We start from the raw sequence: 14,801 nt of genomic DNA, 5'->3' as shown, positions 1-14,801 counted from the left end.
AGGCGGAGCGAGGAGGGCGGCGTGACGAACCCGCTACGCGACCCGCAGGACCGGCGGCTGCCGAGGATCCCGGAGCCGTGCGCTCTGGTGATCTTCGGCGTCACCGGGGACCTGGCCCGCAAGAAGCTGCTGCCGGCCGTGTACGACCTCGCGAACCGGGGGCTGCTGCCCCCGGGCTTCGTCGTGCTCGGCTTCGCCCGGCGCGACTGGGGCGACGGCGACTTCGAGACGCTGGCCTGCGAGGCGGCGAAGAAGCACGCCCGCACCCCCTGGCGCGAGGAGGTGTGGGCCCGCCTGGCCGGCAACATCAAGTTCGTCGGCGGTTCGTTCGACGACGACGGCGCCTTCGACCACCTCGCCACCACCCTTGACGAGCTGCGCCAGACCCACGGTATCCCCGGCAACGCGGCCTTCTACTTCTCCATCCCCCCGGCGGCGTTCCCCGTGGTGCTCAAGCAGCTCGCCCGCACCGGCATGGCCGACAACGAAAAGTCCGGCGGGTGGCGCCGGGTGGTGGTGGAGAAGCCGTTCGGGCACGACCTGCCCTCGGCGAAGGCGCTCAACGACCTGGTCGACGACGTCTTCACCCGGGAGGACGTCTTCCGGATCGACCACTACCTGGGCAAGGAGACCGTCCAGAACATCCTCGCCTTGCGGTTCGCCAACAACCTCTTCGAGCCCCTGTGGAACTCGAAGTACGTCGACTCGGTGCAGATCACCATGGCCGAGGACGTCGGCATCAGCACCCGGGCCGGTTTCTACGACTCGGCGGGCGCCGCCCGTGACGTCCTCCAGAACCACCTGCTCCAGCTGCTCGCGCTGGTGGCGATGGAGGAGCCGACCAGCTTCGACGCGGACGAGATCCGCACCGAGAAGCTGAAGGTGCTCAAGGCGATCACCCTGCCGAAGGACGTCGGCAAGGGCACCGTACGCGGCCAGTACCTGCCCGGCTGGGTGGGCGGCGAGCGCGCGGTCGGCTACCTGGAGGAGGAGGGTGTGCCGCCGGACTCCACGACGGAGACGTACGTGGCGGTGCGGCTGGGCATCCAGAACCGCCGCTGGGCGGAGGTGCCGTTCTACATCCGGGCCGGCAAGCGGCTCCCGCGCCGGGTCACCGAGGTGGCCATCATGTTCAAGACGGCTCCGCACCTGCCGTTCAACGACGCGGACGTCGAGTCGCTGGGCAACAACCAGCTCGTCATCCGGGTGCAGCCGGACGAGGGCGTGGTGCTCAAGTTCGGCTCGAAGGTGCCGGGCACCGCGATGGAGGTCCGCGACATCGCGATGGACTTCCAGTACGGCGAGGCGTTCACCGAGTCCAGCCCCGAGGCGTACGAGCGGCTGGTGCTGGACGTGCTGATCGGTGACCGGACGCTCTTCCCCGACGCCGCGGAGGTCGAGCAGAGCTGGGCCGTGGTGGACCCGCTGGAGCGGGCCTGGGCGGGCACGACGCCGGAGCCGTACCGGGCCGGCGAGTGGGGCCCCCGCGCCGCCGACGAGATGCTGGCCCGCGAGGGCCGGGCCTGGCGGCGGGCGTGACGACCGAGCGACGCGAGCACACCGGGAGGCTCCTGTGATCGGCCTGTGGGACACCACCGGCAACGAGGTGGTCAAGGCGCTCGCCGCCGAGCGGCGCAGCGCCGGCGGGGTGGCCAGCGGCATGGCGCTCACCCTGATCGTGGTGGTGGACGAGAAGCGGGTCCGCGAGGCGGAGGCGGCGGCGACCATCGCCGCCGCCGCCCATCCGTGTCGACTGCTGGTGGTGGTCCGCTCCGACGTCGAGCGGGACCGCAACCGGCTGGACGCGGAGATCGTCGTCGGCGGCCGGCTCGGCCCGTGCGAGGCGGTGGTCACCCGGATGTACGGGCGGCTGGCCCTGCACGCCGAGTCGGTGGTGATGCCGCTGCTGGTGCCGGACGTGCCGGTGGTGACGTGGTGGCACGGCGAGCCGCCGGCCGAGATCGCCACCGACTTCCTCGGGGTCGTCGCCGACCGGCGGATCACCGACGCCGCGCAGGCCGCCGACCCGGTCGAGGCGCTGCGGCAGCGGGCCCGGGACTACGTGCCCGGCGACACCGACCTGGCCTGGACCCGGATCACGCTGTGGCGCACGCTGGTGGCGGGCGCGTTCGACACCACCGAGGCGCAGGTCACCGACGCGACCGTGGTCGCACCGGCGACCGACCCGACGGCCGCCCTGATGCGCGGCTGGTTGGCCGCCCGGCTGGGGATCGACCCGCAGTGGCAGCACACCGACCAGCACCCGCGGATGCACGAGGTGCAGCTGCGCTGCGCCAACGGTGACGAGCTGACGCTGACCCGGAACGACAGCATGGCGATCTTCCGGCGTACCGGCCAGGAGGACCGGCACCTGCCGCTGGTCCGTCGGCCGCTCGGCGACGAGCTGGCCGAGGAGCTGCGCCGGCTCGACGCCGACCAGGTGTACGCGGAGGCGCTGGGCGCTGCGGCGGGGCTCACGGGGCTGGACCAGCGCCCCGCCCAGCGGGTGCACGTCTGGAAGGATCCGGCGGAGGCCCAGCGGGCCGAGGCGGGGGTCACCGCGCACTCCGGGACCAGTGGGGAATGAGCGAGCGGAGCGAGCGAATCATCAAGCTCAGTGCGACGATGCCTCATGACGGCACTGCTCACAGTCCGATCCCCGGCCGAGGCCGTAGCGAAGCTGTGGCATACACGGACGCGGCCGTGGCTCGGACCGTTCGGCGCAGCGGAGTGCCGGCATGAGCGAGGCGAGTGTCGCCGTCCACGCCGACGCCGACCTGCTGGCGCAGGCGGTGGCGGCCCGGTTGGTGGTGAAGCTGCTCGACGCGCAGGCCGAACGCGGCCAGGCGTCGGTGGTGCTGACCGGCGGCCGGATCGCCGCGGCCGTGTACCGCGCGGTGGCGGCGCTGCCCGCCCGGGACGCGGTGGACTGGTCCCGGGTGGACGTGTGGTGGGGCGACGAGCGGTTCCTGCCCGCCGGCGATCCGGAGCGCAACGAGACGCAGGCGCGGGCGGCGCTGCTGGACGTCGTACCGCTGGACCCGGCGCGGGTGCACCCGATGCCGGCCTCGGGCGGCCCGGCGGGAGACGACCCGGAGGAGGCCGCCGGCCGGTACGCCGCCGAGCTGGCCCGGGCGGCCCGCCCGGGCACCGCTGCTCTCCCCCACTTCGACGTGCTCCTGCTCGGTGTGGGCGAGGACGGGCACGTGGCGTCGGTCTTCCCGGAGCACCCGGTGAACTACGAGAGCCGGCCGGTCAGCGCGGTCCGGGGCAGCCCGAAGCCGCCGCCGGTCCGCACCACCCTCACTCTCCCGGCGATCAACACCGCTGAGGAGGTGTGGCTGGTGGCCGGCGGCGCGGACAAGGCCCGCGCGGTCGGCATGGCCCTCGCCGGCGCGGGTCCGGTGCAGCTGCCGGCGGCCGGCGTGCAGGGCACCAGCCGTACCCTCTGGCTGCTGGACCGGGCCGCGGCGGCCGACGTGCCGGCCCGCTTCCGCAGCCTGCGCTGAAGGTGTAAGGAAGGGCCCCTTGTTAACGCCTGGCGTTGTACAAGGGGCCCTTCCTAACACTCCGGCCGGCCGCGACGACGGCGCAGGGCGTCGAGCGCCTCGGCGAGGATCGCCGCGCCCTCGGCGTCGGTGCGCCGCTCCTTCACGTACGCCAGGTGGGTCTTGTAGGGCTCGGACCGGGCGCGGCCCGGCGGGTTTCCGGGGTCGCGGCCGGCGGGGAGACCGCAGCGGGTGCAGTCCCACAGGTCGGGTACCGGCGCCTCGGCGGCGATCCGGATCTCGACATCGTGGCCGTTGCGGCACCAGTAGGTGACCGCCCGGCAGGGGGCCGGCTCGTAGCGTTCGGTGGGGCGGGCGGGGGCGGAGCCCACACGACTGCCCCGGAGGACGTTACCGTTGCGCACGGCTGCTCGCTCCTGTCGTCGGAGGGGAACCGCCGTCGAGGGGATGGCGGCGGCGACGCGGTGCAGCGGGTGAAACGGACTGCGCGCGGCCCGTCGGGGGACGGACCGCGCGCAGATTGTACGACTTGACGCGCCTGCTCAGGCGACGCCGGCGGTCTGCTGGAGCCGGAGCCAGAGCCCGAGCCCGACGATGCAGGCGAACCAGACGATGCCCACCAGCACGGTGTAGCGGTCCAGGTTCTTCTCGGCGACCGACGACCCGGCCAGGCTGGAGCTGACCCCGCCGCCGAACATGCTGGACAGCCCGCCGCCCTTACCGCGGTGCAGCAGGATCAGCATGGTGAGCAGGATGCTCGTGATGACCAGCAACACGATCAACGTGTATGCGAACCAGATCGGCATGGCTGGGGACAGTCCTCTCGTTGCGATCCTCGCCCGGGCAGATCGGGCGCGGTGGCACCGGCCGGCGGACGGGCGGAGTCAAGAATAGCGAGCGATCAGCGGGCGGTGTGCTCCGGGAACCGGCAGATCTTCGCGAACTCCTCGGCGTCCAGGCTGGCACCGCCGACCAGGGCGCCGTCCACGTCCGGCTGGGCCATGATCGCCGCCACGTTCGAGGACTTGACCGACCCGCCGTAGAGGATCCGGACCTGGTCCGCGGTCTCCTGGCCGAAGTTCCCGGCCAGGCGCTGCCGGACCGAGCCGCACACCTCCTGGGCGTCCTCCGGAGTGGCCGTCTTGCCGGTGCCGATCGCCCAGACCGGCTCGTACGCGACGACGACCCTGGTCACCTGCTCGGCGGAGAGCCCCTTGAGGGCGCCGTCGAGCTGGTCGCCGCAGTGCGCCACGTGGGTGCCCTGCTCGCGGACGTCCAGCCCCTCCCCCACGCAGAGGATCGGGGTGAGCCCGTGGGTCAGCGCCGCCTGCACCTTCGCGTTGACGAGCGCGTCGTCCTCGTGGTGGTACGCCCGCCGCTCGGAGTGGCCGACCACCACGTACGTGCAGCCCAGCTTCGCCAGCATCGGGCCGGAGATGTCCCCGGTGTACGCGCCCGACGCGTGCGGCGAGAGGTCCTGCGCGCCGTAGCCGATGAGCAGCTTGTCGCCGTCCACGGCGGTCTGCACGGTCCGCAGGTCGGTGTACGGGGGCAGTACCACCGTCTCGACCTCGGTGAGCTGCTTCTCGGTGAGGCTCGCGGCGAGCTTCTGCACCAGCAGGTTCGCCTCGAGGTGGTTGAGGTTCATCTTCCAGTTGCCGGCCATCAGCGGCCGGCGGGTGGTGCTCGCCATTCAGTTCTCCAGGGCCGCGATGCCGGGGAGGGTCTTGCCCTCGAGGTACTCCAGGGAGGCTCCGCCGCCGGTGGAGATGTGGCTGAACGACTTCTCGTCCAGACCGAGCACGCGCACCGCCGCGGCGGAGTCACCGCCACCGACCACCGAGAACGCGTCGTGCTCGGCGATCGCCTCGGCGACCCCCCGGGTGCCGTTGGCGAAGGCTGCCATCTCGAACACGCCCATCGGGCCGTTCCAGAAGATCGTCCGGGCGTTCGCCGGATCTCCGCAGGCGGAGGTCTTGAGGGCGGCGGCGAACCCGGCCACCGTCTCGGGGCCGATGTCGAGCCCCACCCGCTTGCTCGGGATACCGTCCGCAGGGACCACGTCGTGCGGGGAGTCGGGGGCGAACGCGTCCGCGACCACCACGTCGACCGGGAGCAGGATCTTGCCCTTCTCGGACCGCTCCAGCAGGTTGCGGCAGGTCTCCACCATGTCCTCCTCGAGCAGGGAGGAGCCCACCTCGTGGCCCTGGGCCTTGAGGAAGGTGAAGCACATGCCGCCGCCGATGAGCAGGCGGTCGACCTTGGGCAGCAGCGCCTCGATCACCGCGAGCTTGTCGGAGACCTTGGAACCGCCGAGCACCACGACGTACGGCCGCTCCGGGTCGCCGGTCAGCTTGGAGAGGACCTCCACCTCGCGCAGCAGCAGCCCGCCGGCGAAGTGCGGCAGCCGGGCCGCCACGTCGTACACGCTGGCGTGCTTGCGGTGCACGGCACCGAACGCGTCGTCGACGTACGCATCGCCGAACGCGGCGAGCTGGTCGGCGAAGTCGCCCCGCTCGGCGTCGTCCTTGCTGGTCTCGCCGGCGTTGAAGCGCAGGTTCTCCAGGAGGGCGACCTGACCGTCGGCCAGGCCCTCCACGGTGGACCGGGCGGAGTCTCCGACGGTGTCCTCGGCGAACCGGACCTCGACGCCGAGCAGCTCACCGAGCCGCCCGGCGACGGGACGGAGGCTGAACTGCGGGTCCGGGCTGCCCTTCGGCCGGCCCAGGTGCGAGCAGACGACCACCTTGGCGCCGGCCTCGACCAGCGCCGTCAGCGTCGGCAGGACGGCCCGGATGCGGCCGTCGTCCGTGATGTCACCGGTCTGCTTGTCGAGCGGGACGTTCAGGTCGGCGCGCACCAGCACGCGCCGACCCGCCACCCCCTCGGCGAGCAGGTCGTCGAGGGTCCGGATGCTCACAGCGACTGACCAACCAGCTTCACGAGGTCCACCAGGCGGTTCGAGTAGCCCCACTCGTTGTCGTACCAGCCGACGACCTTCACCTGGTTGCCGATGACCTTGGTCAGCGGCGCGTCGAAGATGCACGACGCCTGGTCGGTGACGATGTCGGCCGACACGATCGGGTCGTCGTTGTACACGAGGATGCCCTTGAGCGGGCCGTCGGCGGCGGCCTTCAGGGCGGCGTTGACCTCGTCCACCGTGGTCTCCCGACCGACGGTGACGGTCAGGTCGGTGGCGGAGCCGGTCGGGATCGGCACCCGCAGCGCGTAGCCGTCGAGCTTGCCCTTCAGGTCCGGCAGCACCAGGCCGATCGCCTTCGCGGCGCCGGTGGAGGTCGGGACGATGTTCAGCGCGGCGGCGCGGGCGCGGCGCAGGTCCTTGTGGGGGGCGTCCTGCAGGTTCTGGTCCTGCGTGTACGCGTGGATGGTGGTCATCAGGCCCTGCTGGATGCCGAACGTGTCGTGCAGGACCTTCGCCATCGGCGCCAGGCAGTTGGTGGTGCAGGAGGCGTTGGAGATGATGGTGTGCTTGGCCGGGTCGTACTGGTCGTGGTTGACGCCCATGACGACCGTGACGTCCTCGTTCTTCGCCGGGGCGGAGATGATGACCTTCTTGGCACCCCCGTCGACGTGCGCCTTCGCCTTGGTGGCGTCGGTGAAGAAGCCGGTGGACTCGATGACCACGTCCGCGCCGACCTCGCCCCACGGCAGCTTCGCCGGGTCCTTCTCGGCGTACGCCTTGATGGTCTTGCCGCCCACGGTGATCTCGTCCGCGGTGGCCTTCACCTCCAGCGGGAGGCGGCCGAGGATGCTGTCGTACTTGACAAGGTGGGCGAGCGTCGCGTTGTCGGTCAGGTCGTTGACCGCCACGACCTCGATGTCAGCGCCGGACGCCAGCACTGCCCGGAAGAAGTTGCGGCCGATCCGGCCGAAGCCGTTGATGCCAACCCGGATGGTCACAGGTCCCATCTCCTCGCGTTCTGGTCCGCCGGCGTGGTGACCCGCGGCCGGCGGAGTGGTGTGCGCCGACCGTTGGAGCCGGCCGTTGACGGTTCATCTCGGCCGCCCCGCCGCGGTCTGAGGGACCTGACCGCCCGAGGCGGTGAGCACGGCGAGGCGTGCCGGTGCCGGCCCCCTTGCCGTACGCAGCGACCATATCCGAGCGCGCGGGGTCGCGCTGCGGCGGGTGGTGATCCTTCTCGCGCCGTAGGACCCGCCACCGTCCTATCAGACCACGAGCATGTCGGGCGTGACTGCCGCTTCCGTATCCGGGATGCCCAGGTCACGGGCCCGCTTGTCGGCGAGCGCGAGCAGCCGCCGGATCCGGCCGGCGATCGCGTCCTTGGTCAGCGGCGGGTCGGCGAGCGCGCCCAGCTCCTCCAGGGAGGCCTGGCGGTGCTCCAGCCGCAGCTGGCCGGCCGAGGTCAGGTGGTTCGGCGCGTCGTCGGCGAGGATCTCCAGGGCCCGGGTGACCCGGGCGGCGGCGGCCACCGCCGCGCGCGCCGAGCGGCGCAGGTTCGCGTCGTCGAAGTTGGCCAGCCGGTTGGCGGTGGCGCGCACCTCCCGCCGCACCCGGCGCTCCTCCCAGGCGAGGACGCTGGCGTGGGCGCCGATGCGGGTGAGCAGGGCGGCGATGGCGTCGCCGTCCTTGACGACCACCCGGTCCACCCCGCGCACCTCGCGGTTCTTCGCGGCGATGCCGATCCGGCGGGCCGCGCCGACCAGCGCGAGCGCCGACTCCGGGCCGGGGCAGGTGATCTCCAAGGCGCTGGACCGGCCGGGCTCGGTCAGCGAACCGTGCGCCATGAACGCGCCCCGCCACGCGGAGACCGCGCAGCAGACGTTGGCCGCCACCACGTGCGGCGGCAGGCCCCGCACCGGACGGCCGCGGACGTCGAGAAGGCCGGTCTGCCGGGCCAGGGACTCGCCGTCCTTGACGACCCGGACGATGAAGTGGCTGCCCTTGCGCAGGCCGCCGGAGGCGAGCACGTGGATCTCGCTCGGGTACCCGTACACCTCGGCAATCTCACGCCGCAGCCGCCGGGCCACCGCGCCGGTGTCCAGCTCGGCCTCCACGACCACCCGGCCGGAGACGATGTGCAGCCCGCCGGCGAAGCGCAGCAGCGCCGCCATCTCCGCCCGTCGGCAGCAGGGTTTGGGCACGTCGACCCGGCTCAGCTCGTCCTTGACCGCCGCCGTCATCGCCATCTGTGCGTCCCCTCACGGACCGGTTCCGGCGTGTCGCCGGAGATTACGTACGTGTCTAACGATCGGCGCCCAGGACCGGCACCAGAGCGGCACCGAAGGCGGCCGGATCATGACGGGGAGTGCCGTCGGTGACCGCGACGGGGGCGAGGACCAGTCGGGCACCCAGCGATTCTGCCGCACGCCCGACCGGTTCGGGATCACCCACCGCCTTGGAATCCCCGAGCACGTAGTCCACCTTCAGGTTCGGGAGGTACCACCGCAGCTCAGCCAGGTGGTCGGCGAGGGACAGGCCGAACGTCTCCTTTTCCGCGGCCAGGTTGAGCGTGACCAGCCGACGGGCCGGGCTCGCGACGATGGCGGCGGCGAGCTCCGGCACCAGCAGGTGGGGCAGCAGGCTGGTGTACCAGCTGCCCGGCCCGAAGATCAGCCAGTCGGCCGCGCCGATCGCGTCCAGCGCCTGCGGGCAGGCCTCCGGGGCCTCCGGGTTGAGCCGCAGCGACTCGACCCGCCCGGTGGTGACGGCCACCTGGTGCTGGCCGGTGACCGTGGCGACGTCGTCGGGGCGGGCCGGGTCGGCGCCCCGGACCCGCGCCTCGATCCCCACCGGTTGGCAGGACATCGGCAGCACCCGGCCGACCGCGCCGAGCATGGCGCCGGCGTGCTCCAAGGCCGCCACCGGGTCGCCGAGCAGCTCCATCAGGCCGCAGAGGACGAGGTTGCCCACCGCGTGCCCGGCCAGCCCGTCGCCCTGCGGCACGGTGTTGCCGGCGGCCCGGGGCGCGACGGCGTCCCGGCCGGCTCCCGGCGCCGACATCTCGGCGAAGCGGTGCTGGAACAGCCCGGCGCTGCGCCGGGTCGACGGGTGGTCCCCGGCCAGCGCGACGAGGGCCTGGCGGAGGTCACCCGGCGGCAGGCCGCCCCGCTCGGCGCGCAGCCGGCCGCTCGATCCGCCGTCGTCGCCGACGGTGACGACGGCCGTGATGTCCAGGTCGAGTTCGGGTGCGCAGCGCCGCAGCGCGCGCAGCGACGCGGAGAGGCCGTGCCCTCCCCCGAAAGCGACCACGCGGGTGGCCGTCATTCGCGCCCCAGGTCGCGGTGCTGGGCGTTGGCGGCGATGCCGGACTGCCGCAGCCGGGCGGCCAGCTCCTCGGCGATGGCGACGCTGCGGTGCTTGCCGCCGGTGCAGCCCACCGCGACGGTCAGGTAGCGCTTGCCCTCCCGCTCGAAGCCGGCGGTGGTGGCGTTGACCAGGTCGGCGTACGTGGCCACGAAGGCGTCCGCGCCCTCCTGGCCCAGCACGTACGAGCTGACCGCCTCCTCCCGCCCGGTGTGCTCGCGCAGCTCCGGCACCCAGTACGGGTTCGGCAGGAACCGGGCGTCGCACACGAAGTCGGCGTCCGGCGGCAGCCCGTACTTGAAGCCGAAGGAGAGGACGGTGACCCGCAGCCGGCGGGCGTCCTCCCCGCCGAACAGCTCCTCGATGCGCCGGCGCAACTGGTTGACGTTGAGGTGGCTGGTGTCGATGATCACGTCGGCCTGGTCGCGGGCCTCCTCCAGGAGCCCACGCTCGACGGCGATGCCGTCCGCGAGCCGGCCCTCGCCCTGCAGGGGATGCGAGCGGCGGACACTCTCGAACCGCCGGATCAGCACCTCGTCGTCGGCGTCGACGAAGACCACCCGGGGCGAGAAGCCACGCTCCTTGAGCTCCCGGATCGCCCCGACCAGGTCGGTCGAGAACGCCCGCGAGCGCACGTCCAGCACCATCGCCGTACGCCGGGCGGCGCCACCGGCCTTCATGGCCAGCTCGGCCATGTCGAGCATGAGCGCCTGCGGCAGGTTGTCCACCACGTAGTAGCCGACGTTCTCCAGGGCCCGGGCGACCGTGCTGCGACCACCGCCGGAGACGCCGGTCACCACCACGAGGGTGGTGTCCGCCTCCGCCGGCGCCGGCTGACTCATGATCTCCGCAGCCGCCGTTCCGGCCGGCACGCCCTGCTCCGCCGTCCGCGCCTCGCTCACCAGAAACCCCCACCCGTGACGCCGCGGCCGGTCCGGCCGCGCATGGTCAGTCAGCGACTCTAACGGCTGTGACCCCACCCGGGATTCCACGGGGTGACACCCGGAACACCTGATTGTCCAGATACGCCCTATTCTTGGCCGGCCGCGCGTCAGCCGTGGCGTTAGGGGCCGCTCGTAGACTGCGCCAATGTCCTCCCCCACCGATCAGCGGCCCGGCGCCCTGGAGGCGCTGCGCCGGGTCTTCGGCTACGACGCCTTCCGGGGCTTCCAGCAGGAGGTCGTCGACCACGTGGTGGCCGGCGGCGACGCCCTGGTGCTGATGCCGACCGGTGGCGGGAAGTCGCTGTGCTACCAGATCCCGGCGCTGGTGCGCGACGGCGTGGCCGTGGTGGTCTCGCCGCTGATCGCCCTCATGCAGGACCAGGTGGACGCCCTCACCGCGGTCGGCGTCCGGGCCGGGTTCCTCAACTCGACGCAGGATCCGCAGGCCCGGCGCCGGGTGGAGGCGGCGTTCCTCGCCGGCGACCTGGACCTGCTCTACCTCGCCCCGGAGGCCCTCGCCGGCCGTGGCACGGTCCACCTGCTCGAGCGAGGGCGGATCGGGCTGTTCGCGATCGACGAGGCGCACTGCGTGTCGCAGTGGGGGCACGACTTCCGCCCCGACTACCTCAACCTGTCGATGCTGCACGAGCGCTGGCCGGGCGTCCCCCGCATCGCGCTCACCGCCACGGCGACCAGCGCCACCCGCACCGAGATCGCGACCCGCCTGCGCCTCACCGAGGCCCGGCACTTCGTCGCCAGCTTCGACCGGCCCAACATCCAGTACCGCATCGTGCCGAAGCGGGAGCCGCGCAAGCAGTTGCTCAACCTGCTGCGCGACGAGCACCCGGGCGACGCGGGCATTGTCTACTGCCTGTCCCGAGCCTCCGTGGAGAAGACGGCGGAGTTCCTCGTCGCGAACGGGATCCCCGCCCTGCCGTACCACGCCGGGCTGGACGCGGCCACCCGGGCGGCCAACCAGCAGCGCTTCCTGCGCGAGGACGGGCTGGTCATGGTCGCGACGATCGCGTTCGGCATGGGCATCGACAAGCCGGACGTCCGCTTCGTCGCCCACCTCGACCTGCCCAAGTCGGTGGAGGGCTACTACCAGGAGACCGGCCGCGCCGGCCGCGACGGGCTCCCGTCGACGGCGTGGCTCGCGTACGGCCTCCAGGACGTGGTGCAGCAACGCCGGATGATCGAGACGTCGGAGGGCGACCTGGCCCACCGGCGTAACCTCGCCGCCCACCTGGACGCGATGCTCGCGCTCTGCGAGACGGTCCGCTGCCGGCGGGTGCAGCTGCTGGAGTACTTCGGCGAGACCTCCGCCGCCTGCGGCAACTGCGACACCTGCCTCGAGCCGCCCGAGTCCTGGGACGGCACCATCCCCGCGCAGAAGCTGCTCTCCACGGTGTTCCGGCTCGACCGGGAGCGCAACCAGCGGTTCGGCGCCGGGCACTGCGTCGACATCCTGCTCGGCCGCACCACCGACAAGGTCACGCAGTACGGGCACGACTCCCTGACCGTGTTCGGCATCGGCACGGAGCTGAGCGAGGCGGAGTGGCGGGGCGTGGTCCGCCAACTCCTGGCCGAGGGGCTGCTCGCGGTCGAGGGTGACTACGGCACCCTGGCCCTCACCGAGACCAGCGGCGAGGTGCTGGGGCGGCGCCGCACCGTCATGCTGCGCCGCGAGCCGGCCCGCGCGCCGTCCGCCCGGTCGGCGAAACCGCGCGGCGCGGCGACCGTGGTCGCCGAGTTGACGCCGGCCGCCGCCGGCACCTTCGAGCGGCTCCGCGCCTGGCGGGCCGCCACCGCGAAGGAACAGGGCGTCCCGGCGTACGTGATCTTCCACGACGCCACCCTCCGCCAGATCGCCAACGACGCGCCGGCCTCCCTGGCGGACCTGTCCCGGATCAGCGGGGTCGGCGAAGCCAAGCTCGCGAAGTACGGCGAGCAGATCCTCGCGGTCCTCGCCGAGGACCCCGCCCCGGCCTGAGAGGCGGTCAGTCGGCGGCTGGGGTCTTCGTGTCGCTGCCGAGGGCGGCGAGGATCGCCTCGGCCGTCCGCTTGCCGACGCCCGGCACCTCGGTGATCTCCTCCACGGACGCGACGGAGAGCCGTTTGAGCGAGCCGAAGTGCCGCAGGAGCGCCTTGCGCCGCACCTCGCCCAGGCCGGGCACCTTGTCCAGCGCCGACTGCGTCATCCGCTTCGAGCGCCGCTGCCGGTGGAACGTGATGGCGAACCGGTGCGCCTCGTCGCGGACGCGTTGCAGCAGGTAGAGCCCCTCGGAGGTGCGCGGGAGGATGATCGGGAAGTCGTCGTCGGGCAGCCACACCTCCTCCAGCCGCTTGGCCAGCCCGCACAGCGCCACGTCGTCGACCCCGAGCTCCGCGAGGGCCTGGGCGGCCGCCGCGACCTGCGGCGCGCCGCCGTCCACCACCACCAGCTGCGGCGGGTACGCGAACTTGCGCGGCCGCCCGGTCGTCGGGTCGATCAGCGTGCCGACCCGCGGCTCGTCGGGCACCCCTTGCCCGGCCGGGGCGTCCGGGTCGTCGGCCGACTCGATGCCCGCCTCACCGGTCTCGGCTCGGGCGTCGAGGTAGCGGGCGAAGCGCCGCCGGAGCACCTCGGACATCGCGGAGAGGTCGTCGGTGGCGCCCCGGATGATGAACCGCCGGTACTCGCTCTTTCGGGGCAACCCGTCCTCGAAGACGACCATGCTGGCGACGACGTCGGTGCCCTGGATCTGGGAGATGTCGAAGCACTCGATGCGCAGCGGCGACGTCCGCATTTCCAGGGCGTCGGCGATCTCGTCGAGGGCCTTGCTGCGGGTGGTGAGGTCGCCGGCCCGCTTGAGCTTGTGCCGGGCGAGCGCGTCCTTGGCGTTGCGTTCCACCGTCTCCAGCAGGGCACGCTTGTCGCCGCGCTGCGGCACGCGCAGCGCCACCCGGCTGCCCCGGTGGGTGGAGAGCCAGTCGGCGAGCGCGTCGGCGTCGGCGGGCAACTCGGGGACGAGCAGCTCGCGGGGGACGTCGGCCTCGCCGTGCTCCCCGCCGTACACCTGGGTGCAGAAGTGGTGCACCAGGTCACCGGTGGTCAGCTCCTCGGTCTTCTCCACCACCCAGCCGCGCTGGCCGCGCACCCGGCCGTCGCGGACGTGGAACACCTGGACGGCGGCCTCCAGGGGGTCGTCGGCGAACGCCACCACGTCGGCGTCGGTGCCGTCACCGAACACCACCGTCTGCTTCTCCAGGGCCCGGCGCAGCGCGGCCAGGTCGTCGCGCAGCCGGGCGGCCCGCTCGAACTCCAACTGGGCGCTGGCCTCGCCCATCTCGCGTTCCAGCTTGCGGACCATGGCGTCGGTCCGGCCGCCCATGAATTCGCAGAAGCCGTCGACGATGGCCCGGTGCTCCTTCGCCGAGACGCTGCCGACGCACGGGGCGGAGCACTTGCCGATGTAGCCCAACAGGCAGGGGCGGCCGACCTGGCCGGCCCGCTTGAACACGCCGGAGGAGCAGGTGCGCGCGGGGAAGACCCGCAGCAGCAGGTCGAGCGTCTCGCGGATCGCCCAGGCGTGCGAGTACGGCCCGAAGTAGCGCACGCCCTTGCGCTTCGCGCCCCGCATCACCTGCAGGCGCGGGAACTCCTCGTCGAGCGTGACGGCGAGGTAGGGGTAGGACTTGTCGTCCCGGTAGCGGACGTTGAACCTCGGGTCGTACTGCTTGATCCAGGTGAACTCCTGCTGGAGCGCCTCGACCTCGGTGGCGACGGAGATCCAGTCCACCGACTCGGCCGTGAAGACCATCTGCCGGGTGCGCTGGTGCAGGTTGACCGGGTCTGCGAAGTACGAGTTGAGCCGGCTGCGCAGGTTCTTCGCCTTGCCGACGTAGATCACCCGGCCGGTGCCGTCCCGGAAGCGGTAGACCCCCGGCGACTCCGGGATCGTGCCGGGCGCGGGACGGTACGTCGAGGGGTCAGCCACGGCAGCAAGCCTAGTCCGCACCCCCGACAGCCCCCGGCCGTCGCCGCGACCTCCGTAGCTGATTGACGCCTTCCGATGGAAG

Annotated in this window: 13 protein-coding genes; 4 read left to right on the top strand and 9 right to left on the bottom strand. The window is 72.6% G+C overall.

Annotated features, from left to right (window positions below):
• The first annotated feature begins 21 nt into the window (after positions 1 to 21).
• From zwf to pgl, 3 genes are all read left to right on the top strand, one after another.
• Positions 22 to 1,539 carry a glucose-6-phosphate dehydrogenase gene (zwf, locus tag ACTMS0_RS08335; protein ID WP_441154517.1) on the top strand — a complete coding sequence of 506 codons (1,518 nt, stop codon included), beginning with the start codon at positions 22 to 24 and terminating at the stop codon, positions 1,537 to 1,539.
• A 34-nt stretch (positions 1,540 to 1,573) separates the two neighbouring features.
• On the top strand, positions 1,574 to 2,587 hold the full coding sequence (locus tag ACTMS0_RS08330; protein ID WP_441154516.1) for a glucose-6-phosphate dehydrogenase assembly protein OpcA: 1,014 nt from the start codon (positions 1,574 to 1,576) through the stop codon (positions 2,585 to 2,587).
• 151 nt (positions 2,588 to 2,738) lie between these two features.
• Positions 2,739 to 3,509 (top strand): 6-phosphogluconolactonase, encoded by a 771-nt coding sequence (gene pgl / locus ACTMS0_RS08325; RefSeq protein WP_441154515.1) that lies wholly within the window; start codon positions 2,739 to 2,741, stop codon positions 3,507 to 3,509.
• 53 nt (positions 3,510 to 3,562) lie between these two features.
• Here the strand turns inward: pgl and ACTMS0_RS08320 are convergent, their stop codons facing one another.
• The 8 genes from ACTMS0_RS08320 to rapZ all read right to left on the bottom strand — a co-directional run bounded on the left by ACTMS0_RS08320 (position 3,563) and on the right by rapZ (position 10,637).
• On the bottom strand, positions 3,563 to 3,913 hold the full coding sequence (locus ACTMS0_RS08320; RefSeq protein WP_441154514.1) for an RNA polymerase-binding protein RbpA: 351 nt from the start codon (positions 3,911 to 3,913) through the stop codon (positions 3,563 to 3,565).
• Between the two features lie 138 nt (positions 3,914 to 4,051).
• Positions 4,052 to 4,315 carry a preprotein translocase subunit SecG gene (secG, locus tag ACTMS0_RS08315; protein ID WP_441154513.1) on the bottom strand — a complete coding sequence of 88 codons (264 nt, stop codon included), beginning with the start codon at positions 4,313 to 4,315 and terminating at the stop codon, positions 4,052 to 4,054.
• A 95-nt stretch (positions 4,316 to 4,410) separates the two neighbouring features.
• Positions 4,411 to 5,202, bottom strand: a complete 792-nt coding sequence (gene tpiA, locus ACTMS0_RS08310) for a triose-phosphate isomerase (protein WP_441154512.1) — start codon at positions 5,200 to 5,202, stop codon at positions 4,411 to 4,413.
• On the bottom strand, positions 5,203 to 6,429 hold the full coding sequence (locus tag ACTMS0_RS08305; protein ID WP_441154511.1) for a phosphoglycerate kinase: 1,227 nt from the start codon (positions 6,427 to 6,429) through the stop codon (positions 5,203 to 5,205). It lies immediately after the preceding gene.
• The gene (gene gap, locus ACTMS0_RS08300) at positions 6,426 to 7,430 is read right to left on the bottom strand and encodes a type I glyceraldehyde-3-phosphate dehydrogenase (RefSeq protein WP_441154510.1); all 1,005 of its coding nucleotides are present in this window, start codon (positions 7,428 to 7,430) and stop codon (positions 6,426 to 6,428) included. The genes ACTMS0_RS08305 and gap overlap by 4 nt, the downstream gene beginning before the upstream one ends.
• A gap of 267 nt (positions 7,431 to 7,697) precedes the next feature.
• Positions 7,698 to 8,678, bottom strand: a complete 981-nt coding sequence (gene whiA, locus ACTMS0_RS08295; RefSeq protein WP_441154509.1) for a DNA-binding protein WhiA — start codon at positions 8,676 to 8,678, stop codon at positions 7,698 to 7,700.
• A gap of 55 nt (positions 8,679 to 8,733) precedes the next feature.
• A complete protein-coding gene (locus ACTMS0_RS08290) occupies positions 8,734 to 9,756 on the bottom strand; it encodes a gluconeogenesis factor YvcK family protein (protein ID WP_441154508.1) in 1,023 nt (340 codons plus the stop codon).
• Positions 9,753 to 10,637 (bottom strand): RNase adapter RapZ, encoded by an 885-nt coding sequence (gene rapZ / locus ACTMS0_RS08285; RefSeq protein ID WP_441154691.1) that lies wholly within the window; start codon positions 10,635 to 10,637, stop codon positions 9,753 to 9,755. The genes ACTMS0_RS08290 and rapZ overlap by 4 nt, the downstream gene beginning before the upstream one ends.
• 247 nt (positions 10,638 to 10,884) lie before the next feature.
• On the opposite strand from rapZ, the gene recQ reads away from it, so the two are divergent.
• Entirely contained in the window at positions 10,885 to 12,732 is a 1,848-nt protein-coding gene (recQ, locus tag ACTMS0_RS08280) for a DNA helicase RecQ (protein WP_441154507.1), read from the top strand.
• Between the two features lie 7 nt (positions 12,733 to 12,739).
• Here recQ and uvrC read toward each other — a convergent pair whose 3' ends face one another.
• Complete coding sequence (gene uvrC / locus ACTMS0_RS08275) at positions 12,740 to 14,719, bottom strand: excinuclease ABC subunit UvrC (RefSeq protein ID WP_441154506.1); 1,980 nt, start codon at positions 14,717 to 14,719, stop codon at positions 12,740 to 12,742.
• Positions 14,720 to 14,801: the final 82 nt, after the last annotated feature.

Source organism: Micromonospora sp. H33 (assembly GCF_052068455.1).
GTDB lineage: Bacteria > Actinomycetota > Actinomycetes > Mycobacteriales > Micromonosporaceae > Micromonospora.
The sequence above is the reverse complement of the archived record's forward strand: the minus strand, read 5'-3'. Positions and strand labels throughout refer to the sequence as shown.

Excerpts from the sequence above, each read along its gene's own strand:
- pgl (WP_441154515.1), top strand. The coding sequence starts at position 2,739 with ATGAGCGAGGCGAGTGTCGCCGTCCACGCCGACGCCGACCTGCTGGCG.
- secG (WP_441154513.1), bottom strand. The coding sequence starts at position 4,315 with ATGCCGATCTGGTTCGCATACACGTTGATCGTGTTGCTGGTCATCACG.
- tpiA (WP_441154512.1), bottom strand. The coding sequence starts at position 5,202 with ATGGCGAGCACCACCCGCCGGCCGCTGATGGCCGGCAACTGGAAGATG.
- whiA (WP_441154509.1), bottom strand. The coding sequence starts at position 8,678 with ATGGCGATGACGGCGGCGGTCAAGGACGAGCTGAGCCGGGTCGACGTG.
- ACTMS0_RS08290 (WP_441154508.1), bottom strand. The coding sequence starts at position 9,756 with ATGACGGCCACCCGCGTGGTCGCTTTCGGGGGAGGGCACGGCCTCTCC.
- rapZ (WP_441154691.1), bottom strand. The coding sequence starts at position 10,637 with ATGAGTCAGCCGGCGCCGGCGGAGGCGGACACCACCCTCGTGGTGGTG.
- recQ (WP_441154507.1), top strand. The coding sequence starts at position 10,885 with ATGTCCTCCCCCACCGATCAGCGGCCCGGCGCCCTGGAGGCGCTGCGC.